Source organism: Subdoligranulum sp. APC924/74 (genome assembly GCF_003324125.1).
Lineage (GTDB): Bacteria > Bacillota > Clostridia > Oscillospirales > Ruminococcaceae > Gemmiger > Gemmiger qucibialis.
The window spans coordinates 1-11071 of sequence record NZ_PSQF01000087.1 but is presented as its reverse complement, the minus strand read 5'-3'; the positions used below and the strand labels follow the sequence as shown (position 1 = coordinate 11071).

General features: G+C 56.4%; 11 protein-coding genes and 1 tRNA gene. 7 read left to right on the top strand and 5 right to left on the bottom strand.

The features are described 5' to 3' along the window. Window positions 1–343 precede the first annotated feature (343 nt). Window positions 344–2824: an HAD-IC family P-type ATPase gene (locus C4885_RS13530; protein ID WP_242979603.1), complete on the bottom strand. Its 2481-nt coding sequence runs from the start codon at window positions 2822–2824 to the stop codon at window positions 344–346. Between the two features lie 224 nt (window positions 2825–3048). On the opposite strand from C4885_RS13530, the gene C4885_RS13525 reads away from it, so the two are divergent. The 4 genes from C4885_RS13525 to C4885_RS13510 all read left to right on the top strand — a co-directional run bounded on the left by C4885_RS13525 (window position 3049) and on the right by C4885_RS13510 (window position 4595). Next, a tRNA-Val gene (locus C4885_RS13525) sits at window positions 3049–3125 on the top strand. Between the two features lie 299 nt (window positions 3126–3424). Continuing rightward, on the top strand, window positions 3425–3832 hold the full coding sequence (locus C4885_RS13520; protein ID WP_114000838.1) for a hypothetical protein: 408 nt from the start codon (window positions 3425–3427) through the stop codon (window positions 3830–3832). Window positions 3833–3834: 2 nt separating this feature from the next. Beyond that, on the top strand, window positions 3835–4035 hold the full coding sequence (locus C4885_RS13515) for a helix-turn-helix transcriptional regulator (RefSeq protein WP_114000837.1): 201 nt from the start codon (window positions 3835–3837) through the stop codon (window positions 4033–4035). 20 nt (window positions 4036–4055) lie between these two features. Beyond that, window positions 4056–4595 carry a hypothetical protein gene (locus tag C4885_RS13510; RefSeq protein WP_114000836.1) on the top strand — a complete coding sequence of 180 codons (540 nt, stop codon included), beginning with the start codon at window positions 4056–4058 and terminating at the stop codon, window positions 4593–4595. Window positions 4596–4750: 155 nt separating this feature from the next. Here the strand turns inward: C4885_RS13510 and C4885_RS13505 are convergent, their stop codons facing one another. Continuing rightward, entirely contained in the window at window positions 4751–5299 is a 549-nt protein-coding gene (locus C4885_RS13505; protein ID WP_114000835.1) for a DUF4830 domain-containing protein, read from the bottom strand. 78 nt (window positions 5300–5377) lie between these two features. Continuing rightward, window positions 5378–6223, bottom strand: a complete 846-nt coding sequence (locus C4885_RS13500; RefSeq protein WP_114000834.1) for a glycerophosphodiester phosphodiesterase family protein — start codon at window positions 6221–6223, stop codon at window positions 5378–5380. Window positions 6224–6480: 257 nt separating this feature from the next. Here C4885_RS13500 and C4885_RS13495 point away from each other — a divergent pair, with 257 nt between their 5' ends. Genes C4885_RS13495 through C4885_RS13485 form a run of 3 tightly spaced genes read left to right on the top strand, consistent with a single transcriptional unit; the run spans window position 6481 to window position 9292 of the window. After that, on the top strand, window positions 6481–7167 hold the full coding sequence (locus tag C4885_RS13495) for a response regulator transcription factor (RefSeq protein WP_114000833.1): 687 nt from the start codon (window positions 6481–6483) through the stop codon (window positions 7165–7167). Between the two features lie 18 nt (window positions 7168–7185). After that, window positions 7186–8712 (top strand): cell wall metabolism sensor histidine kinase WalK, encoded by a 1527-nt coding sequence (locus tag C4885_RS13490; protein ID WP_242979602.1) that lies wholly within the window; start codon window positions 7186–7188, stop codon window positions 8710–8712. Between the two features lie 46 nt (window positions 8713–8758). Then, window positions 8759–9292 (top strand): hypothetical protein, encoded by a 534-nt coding sequence (locus tag C4885_RS13485; RefSeq protein ID WP_114000832.1) that lies wholly within the window; start codon window positions 8759–8761, stop codon window positions 9290–9292. 114 nt (window positions 9293–9406) lie between these two features. Here the strand turns inward: C4885_RS13485 and C4885_RS13480 are convergent, their stop codons facing one another. Together C4885_RS13480 and C4885_RS13475 are read right to left on the bottom strand one after the other, a co-directional pair. After that, window positions 9407–9880, bottom strand: a complete 474-nt coding sequence (locus C4885_RS13480; RefSeq protein WP_114000831.1) for a peptidylprolyl isomerase — start codon at window positions 9878–9880, stop codon at window positions 9407–9409. Window positions 9881–9938: 58 nt separating this feature from the next. After that, entirely contained in the window at window positions 9939–10871 is a 933-nt protein-coding gene (locus tag C4885_RS13475; protein WP_114000830.1) for a zinc dependent phospholipase C family protein, read from the bottom strand. Window positions 10872–11071: the final 200 nt, after the last annotated feature.

Genomic DNA, 11071 nt, shown 5'->3' with positions numbered 1-11071 from the left:
GCCAAGCCAAAAGCGCAGATAATACTGGATGCTGCAAAGGTGAGCGCCGCCAGTGGCGGAAACAGCGAACCGAAGCAGGGGCAGCGGTCGCAGAGTGCGAGGGGCTTTTGCCCCCGAAGCACGATGCGGGTACCGCAACCCGACATTATCGAGCATTTTGGCAACGCAGATGCCGTGCCGCAGCTGCCGGAGCGGTGCTTAAGCCGCAAGGCGGGAATTGTGCGGTGTTGCCTTAACTGCCCCCTTCACAGCTGCTTCCCGGATAACCAAAAATGGCATGTACTGCACTCTTGTGCGTGAGCAGTACATGCCATTTTTATTTATTGTGCTCCTGCGCGGAAATTCAGTAGTTTTCTTCCGCTTTGCTCTTTCGCGGCAGACGCTTCCACACAAGCGTAGCGGCATCGCCAACGGCGGTCAGGCCGCGCTCCATGCTGTGCAGCGTCTGCACAACAAGCAGCAAAAAGGCGATCAAAATCAGCATACCGCGCATATCCAGACGTTCCAGGCCGAGGAACCCGCCCAGCAGCGCGATCGCCGCACCGGCCAAAATCAGCATACCGCCCCACAGCACACCATGAGCCACGGTGAACGGCTTGCACACATCCCACAATACCGCCATGCCAACAGCCAGCAACAGCAGCGTTGTCAGGGTGGTCAGGGTGCCGATGGGCAGCTCAAATGCGAACACAAAGGCTTCGATACCCAAAATGAGCAGCAGGTCGCTCAAACCGCCGGGCAGGGCCGCGCGCAGAACATTCTGGATGAATTTGCCGTGCACCATCTCGTGGTTGGGCTCCAGCGCCAGAATAAAGGACGGGATGCCGATGGTGACCATCGACAGCAGCGAAAGCTGCAGCGGCTGCAGCGGATACGGCATGGTGATGAACAGCGCGATAAAGGTAAGCAGGAACGAGAAAATATTCTTGACCAAAAACAGCGATGCCGACCGCTGAATGTTGTTGATCACGCGGCGGCCCTCCGCCACAACGGCAGGCAGGCCGGAAAAATCCGATTCCAGCAGTACCAGCTGGGCCACCTGGCTGGCGGCCTGGGCACCGGATGCCATGGCAATACCGCAGTCCGCATCCTTCAGGGCCAGCACATCGTTCACGCCGTCGCCCGTCATCGCAACGGTGTGGCCATCCGCTTGCAATGCTTTCACGAATTTGCGCTTCTGGGCGGGGGTTACACGGCCAAACACCGTGCAGGTGCGCACGGCTTCGGCAACTTTTTCGTCGGTATCCAGCGTTGCGGCGTCCACATAACGCTCTGCGCCCTCAATGCCCGCCTGGCGGGCCACCTCGCTGACAGCAACGGGATTATCGCCGGAGATGACCTTAACGGCAACGCCCTGTTCGGCAAAGTAGCGGAATGTTTCCGGTGCTTCTGGTCGGATGCGGTTGGCAACGGGCAGCAGGGCCACAAACTCCAGCTTGTCAGCATCCAGCCCGACCTTGGGGTCCGGCTCAACATCACAGCGAGCCAACAGCAGCACGCGGCTGCCTTTTTCCAAAAGCGGCTCCACCTGCGCAGCAAGCTCGGCATAGCGGGCACCGGCCACAAATTCCGGTGCCCCCACCACAAAGCTGCCCTCGGCAAAGGTCGCGGCGCTCCATTTGTATGCGGAATTGAACGGCACCACGCTTTGGCGCGGCCAAGGCGTGCCGTTCTGTTTGCCAAAGCGCTGTACCATGGCGCGGGCGGTATCGTTATCCGGTTCAGTCCCCGCGTAAATACTATGCAGCACGGTGTATACCCTGTCCTGCGGCCAGGCATCAGGGGCCAGCAGCAGCGGCTCCCCGGCTTCCATCCGGGCCTCGGTAATGGTACCGGTCTTGTCCACGCACAGCACATCCACGCGGGCCAGCGTTTCAATACAATTCATATCCTGCGCCAGTACCTTGCGCTGCGCCAGCCGCACCATACTGACGGCGAGGGCCACACTGGTCAGCAGATACAGCCCTTCGGGGATCATGCCGATCAGCGCCGCCACCGTAGCTTCCACCGAATCCCGCAGCGGCAGTTCCAGGCTGACATATTGCTTTAGGAACATTACCACGCCCATCGGGATCAGCGCAATGCCGATCACCCGGATCAGCCCATCCAGCGAGCGCATCATCTCGCCCTTGGCAACCTTGTGGCCGCCCTCGCGGGCTTCGGTTGCCAGCTTGCTGGCATAGCTTTCGGCACCCACATGGGTCAGGCGCACGGTGCACCGGCCAGATACCAGAAAGCTGCCGGACCGCAGCACATCGCCAACGTTCTTGGGCACCGGCTCTGCTTCGCCGGTAATCAGGGCTTCGTTCGCCTGAGCGCTGCCGGTGCACACAACGGCGTCTGCACAGATCTGCTCGCCGGAGGTAAACTCCACAATATCATCCCGCACCAGCTCTTCGCTGGGCAGCAAAATGCTTTTTCCGTCCCGCAGGCAGCGCACCTTATGCGCCGCCACAAGGGTCAGCTGGTCCACCGTGCGCTTGCTGCGCAGCTGCTGCACCGTGCCAATGATGGTATTGGCAATCACAACCCCCAAAAAGGTCATGTTCGCAAAGGACCCCACCAATGCCAGGCAAAGCGCCAGCACGATAAAAACCAGATTGAAAAACGTAAAAATATTATCCCGAATGATCTCGGTTTCGCTCCGGGTCGGCGAAGCCGCCGCATGGTTATCCAGCCCCGCCGCCATGCGCTGGGCTGCCTGTTCCGCGGTCAGGCCCTTGGCTGGGTCTGTTTCCAGCAGCGGCACCTGCGGGCGTTCGGGCTGTGGCTGGGCCGCGGCCGGCTGTTTGCCTGCCGGGCGCAGCAACTGTAATTTTGACAAAGCGCTCTCCCCCAGTTTTTACAACAATATTGGAATATCTTTTTATTATAAACGAGATTGTATGAATAAATATAGCGCCCACTCCATAATTCCTGATTTTATTTATGCCCTGAACTTTTCCCTTGCTGCGCACAGTTCCCGCGTTTTGCCTTTTTTACAAAAAAATCCCTGCCCAACGCTTGACAAACGCCTATTTCCCGGCTATAATATTACTTGTTCGTTATGGATGATTAGCTCAGCTGGTTAGAGCGCTGCGTTCACATCGCAGAGGTCGAGGGTTCGAGTCCCCCATCCTCCACCAAAATAAACACCGTAGGTTCGTTAGAATCTACGGTGTTTTCTTTTGCAGGTACACACTTTCGTACCCACTATATTCCCCAGCAAAGCAACCGTATAGCCCCCCAAAAAAGCTCGTGCTGTCAGATACAATAACGGCAAGACTCTGTTTCGGCCGATTTCCACTCCTCTTTCCTCACTCCATAGAATGTTATAAATTTCTCACATTTCTATTGACACCGAAGCTTTCGTGTGATATATTCATCACATAGCACGTGCGAAATTTCTCACTTTATGGATGCAGATAAAAGAAAGGGGCTTACCATGAAAAAGGTGTCATTACGGGAACTGGTTGCTGATAAAATCATTTTTTCTATCCTGATTGCCATGTACTATTGGATGTGGGCACGGAACGACTGGAAAGATTATTACACGACCGTTCAAAACGTTATTTTTGCTTTCAGCTTTTATTATTTCGTTTCCCGCGCCATCCGGGTCAAAAAATACAAGCAGGAATCCCCCGATGAAATGGCTGAAGCCAACCTGTGGAGATGCGATGCCATCTGCTTAAAAATCAGCGTGGCAGCTTTTATTGTGATTGGCTTTACCTGCGCTGTCGGCCGTATGGTTCTTACCACAGAAATCATCGGTTATGGCTTGATGGCCGCACTGATTTTGATTTCGGTGGTGCGCACGATCATCTTCTATCTTATGGATAAGAAAGGGCTTTGAACATGGCCTTATCAACCAAACTGAAAGAATACCGGGAAGCAAAGGGCCTTAAGCAGGCAGACCTTGCCGAGCTGGTCGGCGTCCGGCGCGAAACCATTGTGAACCTGGAAAAAGGGAAATACAATCCCTCCCTCAAGCTGGCAATGGACATTGCAAAAGTATTCCATACCACGGTAGAAGAGCTGTTTTTCTTTGATGATTAACCCACAAGGAGCGTGCTTTTATGCCTGAAACAGTTTTGGTAAATGGCAATGTCTACTCCCTGCTCAAACTGCTGGGCAAGGGCAAAGGCGGGTATTCTTACCTGGCGCAGATGGCGGACGGGCAGCAGGTCGTGGTTAAGCAGATTCACCATGAACCCTGCGTCTATTACCAGTTTGGCAATAAGATCGAAGCCGAACTGCGGGATTACAACCACCTGCAGGAAATCGGCATTCCGATGCCGCGTATTCTGGATGTTGACACCAAAGCGGAACGCATTGTGAAAGAATACATTGCTGGCGAAACCGTGTATACCCTTGTGCTGAAAGATGCCCTGCCCGAAACCTGCCTCCGCCAGGTGCAGGCCATGTGCCGCCTGCTGTACCCGGCGCACACCAACATTGACTATTTTCCCACCAATTTCATTTTGCAGGGCGATACGCTGTACTATATTGACTATGAGTGCAACGACTACATGGACGAATGGAACTTTGAAAACTGGGGCTGCAAATACTGGGCAAAAACGCCGGAATTTTTGCAGTATGCCGCCGAACACCCGTAACGTTTGCCCATTGCCAAGGGGGTTGGAAAAGGGTATAATCTGTTCTGGTTCTGCTTTTTCAGATATGCTTTAGGCAACACATAACCAAACGGCCCACCGGCACAAAGCAGTCACACGCTTTATGCCGGTGGGCTGACGATATCTCGCTTTCCTGCTTACTCGCTGGGATAATCTGCCTCGTCCGGCAGGGCGGCGCTGGTTTCGGCGGCCTGCTGTTCGGCTTCGGCGGCGGTTTGGGTCGCGGTAATCAGGCCGCTCACCTCGCCGGAGGGCTTTTCCAGCAGGTAGGCGCCAACCGGCTTTGCTTTATATACCAGCAGCACACAGTAGGTGTCTGTTGCGCCATCTGAGCGCGCCGGGCAGAGTACCGTCCATTTTTCCACCGTTTTTCCCTTATAGTCCGCCAGGGTCAGGCCGCTTTCCCCCACCACCTGGTTAAAGGCAGTAAAGCTGTCGTCCCACTTTTTGGGGATCTTCACTTTGTCCACCGCGGCGGTGCTCAAGTCCACCTCAAAACCGTAGCCGGTAAAGTAGGTGCCGATATCCTGGGTATTTTCAATTGTGGTTTGCACTGTAGCGCTGGCAGCCACGCTTTTGCCCGCCAAGCGCACCGCCGCCGTAACCGTGCCAGCCAGGCAGACAGCGCAAAGGGCAAGCGCCCCCGCCTGCCGCAGACCAGGTTTGGTAACTGTAAATAAAAACATAAATGCAGCCCCCTCAAAAACGTTGCAATGCTTTTACGCAACGATATGAGGGGGCTGCTGTATTTAGAACCGCGGTTCTTATTTGTACTTGACTTCCGGGTGGTACCACTGGAAGATGACGGCATCGTACTGTTTTTCCAGCGCGGCCTGGTCATGCTCCGGCAGGGCGGTCCACATAACCATCATGGCACCAAGGCGGGCGCACAGCCGCACGGCCCAGTTCTGTTTGTCCGGGCACCAGGCAATAAAGTCCGGCCGGGCCATAAAGTTGCCAAAGCAGTGGCTGACGACAAACGCATGGATGGGGTTCGCGCCTTCCTTACGGTAAGCACGGTAACTATCCACCAGCTGGCCACGCAGTACCTGCGGCGCAAATTTACGGATGCGCTTGACCACGCGGGGGTCAAAGCTTTCAATGCAATAGGGGCCGTTGTAGCCTTTCAGGCCGTCCAGCGTGGCGTGGCACAGGGCGTCCAGATATTCGCCGGTATATTCATGGCGGCTCTTGATCTCGATAATCAGTGGGGTTTTGCCGTCCACTGTCTGCAAAAACTCACTGAACAGCGGGGCGTGCTCGGCGCTGCCTTTCAGCGGCATCTGGCGTATCTGGTCATAGGGGTAATCCCGCACCCAGCCTTTGGTGCCGGTCATGCGGGTCAGGGTATCATCATGGAACACCAGCAGTTTACGGTCGCTGCTGAACTGCACATCCATCTCCATGCCGTATCCGTTTTGCACGGCGGCGGCAAAGGCGGGCAGGCTGTTTTCCGGCGGGCGCTGATCCTTACCAAAATAGCCGCGGTGGGCAAAATTGCGGCCCGCAAAGGGGGTGCGCAGCTCCTTGCGGCCAGCGGCGGGAGCCACCAAAAACAGCACCAGCGCGCACAGTGCCGCCACAACAATCAGCAAAATCAACCAGAACATGCGATCAACTTCCTTTTTTCATCCGGCGCACGTTGTAAAATATGTACCGGGCATTGCATCCATATTGTAGCGCATTGCCCGCGGGCTTGCAAGAGCTGGCGGAGCAAAATTGCGGTACAGTTTGCGTAATAGACCGTGGCGGATAAAAATTTGAAAAAATCTTAAAAAGTTTTCACAAATTCTCCACGGTTCGCCGTTATTATGGTATAGTAATAGTAACTCAAGGGTGATTTGCGCCCAGATGAGGTGGATTAGAAATGGCAAGAGTATTGATCGTTGACGATGAACCGCGCATTCGGGATTTGATCCGCGAGCACCTGCAGTACGCGGGCTTTACCTGTGCCGAAGCCGGGGACGGCACACAGGCGCTGGCCGAGCTGGCAAACGGCGGCATTGACCTGGTGATCCTTGATATTATGATGCCGTTTATGGATGGCATGACCTGCCTGCGCGAGATGCGCACCCGCAAGATCATGACACCGGTGATCATGCTGACCGCCCGCAGCGAAGAATATGACAAACTAGCCGGGCTGGAGGGCGGCGCGGATGACTATGTGGTAAAGCCGTTCAGCCCGCGGGAGCTGGTTGCCCGCGTGAAGGCCGTACTGGCCCGCACCATGCCCGCCCCGGTTGCCGAGGGTAATGTGTATACCTTTGGGAATCTGGTGATCGACACCGCCAGCCACAGCGTTAAGGTAGCCGGGCAGGAAGCCCCGCTGACCCCCAAAGAGTTTGACCTGCTGGTGTTTCTGGTCAACAACAAGGGCATTGCCCTTTCCCGCGAGAAAATTTTGCAAAAAGTGTGGAACTATGACTATTATGGCGAGGACCGCACGGTAGATACCCATGTTAAAATGTTGCGCAGCCACCTTGGCAGCTGCCGCGGCTATATTGTTACCGTGTGGGGCGTGGGGTACAAGTTTGACCCCGATACCGCACAGTAACGTTAGGGGGCCGCGATTTTGCGTAAACCAAAGCAACCGGGCAGCGCACCGCACACCCATGGCTGGGCGCTGGGGGTGCAGGGCCAGCTGATGCTGTTTTTGTGCGGTATTACTGTGCTGACCCTTGGGCTGGTGTGGGGGCTGATCACCTATGGCCTGCAGCCCATGTACAACCGCAACATTCAAAAGCGGCTGGAACGCGAATCCAGCGTGATCGCCGGAATGATTGATTCCGCCGGGGGCCAGATTTCCAGCCGGGATTATGGTTCCCTGACGCTGCAGAACGAAACGTTCTGGTCCAACCTGAAAACCGCACTGGAAAACGGCGTGATCAATGTGGACAACTGCTGCATTGATATCAGCGATAACACCTGCCGCAGCGTGCAGTTTTTGGAGGGACTTTACCCCTGCATTTTACACAACAGCATGGCCACTTTCGGCGATAACATGACGGTATATACCCCAGACACCCGAACCGCCATCCTGGCCCGCCATGCCCTGTACAATGAGGGTTCGCTGTACAAAATTATTGAATCCGGCGGCAACCGGCAGATGCTGGTGGGCTGCCTGACCAAAGACGGCAGTTACGGTGTGATCGTATCCGCCAGCCTGGCACAGATTGAAACAGCCGCCGAGGTCATGCGCAGTGTGCTGATTCCGGTTGCCATCTTTTTGATTGCGCTCAACCTGTTGGTGGCGGCGCTGTTCAGCCGGTGGTTCACCCGCCCGATGTGCCAGCTTTCGGAGGGTGCCCGCGAGATTGCCGACGGCAACTATGATGTTCAGGTGCCGGTAGTCCGCAATGATGAGCTGGGCCTGCTGGGGCGGGAGTTCAACCACATGGCACAGGAAGTCAAACGCTCCGCCCAGCTGGAAAAAGATATCCTGGCTAATGTCAGCCATGACCTGCGCACCCCGCTGACCCTGATTAAGGGCTATGCCGAAACGGTGCGCGATATTACCGGCGATGACAAGGCCAAGCGCACCGAACAGTGCAACATTATTGTGGACGAAACTGACCGCCTGAGCGCGCTGGTAAACAGCGTGATGGAGCTGAGCAAAGTTTCCAGCGGTGCAGAAAAGCTTAACCCCGTTGATTTTGACATGAGCCAGCTTTGCTTTGAGGTCGCGGGCCGCTATGACGCCGTGTGCGAGCAGAATGGCTGGACGCTGCAGCTGGAAGCCAACAAGGAATGCATGGTACGCGCCGACCCCGCCATGATGGAACGGGTGCTGCACAACCTGTTGGGCAACGCCACCCACCATATGGGTGCGGACGGTGTGTTTGTGCTGCGGGCCATCCCCATGCCAAACGGCGGTTGCCGGGTGGAAGTGGAGGACCACGGCCCCGGCATCCCGCCGGAGGAACTGCCGCACCTGTTCGACCGCTACTATCGCGCCCGCCAGGATGCCGGCAAGACCGGTACCGGGTTGGGGCTTTCCATCACCAAGGCCATTTTGCAGCAGCATGATTTCCCCTTTGGGGTAAACAGTACGGTCGGCAAAGGTTCCACCTTCTGGTTTGAGATGAAAGCCCCACAGTAACCAAAGCATGCCGCATGCAGCCCACACAAGAGAGGAGTTTTGCCCCATGGAAAAGCTGAACAAACAGATGGACGATGCCCTGAACACCAAAGTGGCCGCCCTGAATGCCACTGACGATGAAACCGGTGACGGCAAGGTGGACGCCCTGGACCTGAAGCACCAGCTGGACCGCGTGGAAGCGCAGCTGGAATTGCAGGATCAGCAAAACCGCGCCCTGCTGCGCAGCCAAAAGCGGCTGCTGTGGGCCGCTATTGCCATTGTAGTGGTGCTCTGCCTGATTATGGGCGGGCTGCTGCTGCGGTTCAACACGGCGTATAACCAGGTGATCACCACCTGCGCCCAGGTGAACGAGATTGCCGGCACCTTGCAGGACAGCCTTGCCAAGCTGGACACCGAACAGCTGGACAGCATGATGCAGACCCTGCCCGACATTGCCGATAAGCTGAGCCGGATCGATGTGGACGCCCTGAACGATGTGATGGCCAAGCTGCCCGCCACCATGGACGCAGTGGCCCAGCTGCAGCAGCAGTTGAACAGCGTGGCATCTTTCCTGGGCAACGTGGGCTCCATCTTTGGGTAAGCGGCTCCCCTGCTGTTTTTGAAAAACGGTTATCCATAACGCAAAAGCGCATGTGCATCTTTCCCGGTTCGGGAACAGCACATGCGCTTTTTGTTACAATTTTACGGCAGGATGTCAGCCGATAACTTCGACCTTTTCCATCACGACCGGGGTGCGGGGCTTATCGTTCCAGTCAGTGGCAGTTGCGGCGATTTCATCCACAGCGTCCATGCCGCTGACAACATGGCCAAATGCAGCATACTGGCCATCCAGATGCGGAGCATCCTGGTGCATGATGAAGAACTGGCTGCCGGCAGAGTTGGGGTCCATAGCACGGGCCATGCTGATCACGCCGCGGGTGTGCTTGATGGGGTTGTTCACGCCGTTCTGCAGGAACTCGCCCTTGATGTGCCAGCCGGGGCCGCCGGTGCCGTTGCCGGACGGGTCGCCGCCCTGGATCATAAAGCCGGGGATGACGCGGTGGAAGGTCAGGCCGTTATAAAAGCCCTGATTGACCAGTTTCAAAAAGTTTTCGCAGGTGATCGGTGCTGCGGTAGCATCCAGTTCAATGTCAATAGTTTTGCCGTTCTGCATCGTAATACGAACCATAGGTGTTAGTTCCTTTCGTGTTGTAATAATCTATCCGCAAAGGTCGGGCGCGGGGATGTCAGGCGGTTTCGCCTGCCTGTTCCGCATCCGGCGCTTGTTGGCTTTTGCTTTGCTCGGTTTCGGTACCGGTGATGTAGCTCATGCTGCCAAGGGTCTTTTCCAGAATTTCCTCGTCCAGCTTGCCCATCCAGTGGCCAAGGGCGGCCGTCATAAACAGCTCGCAGCGGTGCTGGGCATCCTTCAGCAGGGCAAAGGCACCGCCGTGGCGCTCTTCGCCGGTGGCGGGGTCAGTCCAATCCTCCGGCAGGTTCAGCTTAAGGTGTGCCGGGGATACATGCCCGGTGATGAACCCGCGCCCGCCAAAAAACAGCTCCAGCACCCAATAGAACGCCCGCCGCACGCCGTGGCGGCTGGTGAAAAGGCGGCGCAGGCGGTAGGTGTAATAAAAGCTGTCCGCCAGGGCTTCCACGCTGATATCCTGCCCATATACCTCCAGAATACACTGGTGCAGCAATGCGGCAATTTCCGCCAGGTCCTGCCCGACCGGCACCGGGCTGGAATCATCCGCCGGGACCTCCGAAACGCCGGTATCCTCGGCATGCAGGGTGGAATCCAGCGCAATTTCAAAGTAGCCGTGGCCGCCTTTCATGCCGTAGGGCTGGCCGGGGCTGCTGACGAACACAACGTAAGGGTGCATAACGGTATCCGCCGCATAGTGGCACCAAAAGCCCAGCGTATACTCGATCTGCGCCTGGGTGTGGGTGTGGTGCAGCAGGGCCAGCAGAAAGGCGCCGGTCTTATCCTCGTGCATACGGTTGCCAAGCAACGGCAGGTTATAGGTGCGGTTTTGGCCCTTTTTCCACACTTCATAGCAGAAAAAGCTGTCCGGCCCATTGGCACCGGCGGCAAACGCTGCGGGGCATTGCAATTTATAATGGATGGCATGCGCGGCCTTTTGGGCGATGCGCACATGGGTGTAGCCTTCCGGCATAGGGGGGTCACTTCCTTTTGAGATAGCCCTAAGGTGTCTCTGAAACGTCGAAAATATATTGGCAACACCGCACAATTCCCGCCTGACGGCTTAAGCACCGCTCCGGCGGCTGCGGCACGGCATCTGCGTTGCCAAAATGCTCGATAATACACAAAGTATTATCTGCGCTTTTGGCTTAGCAGCTGCCGCACCTCGCTCGC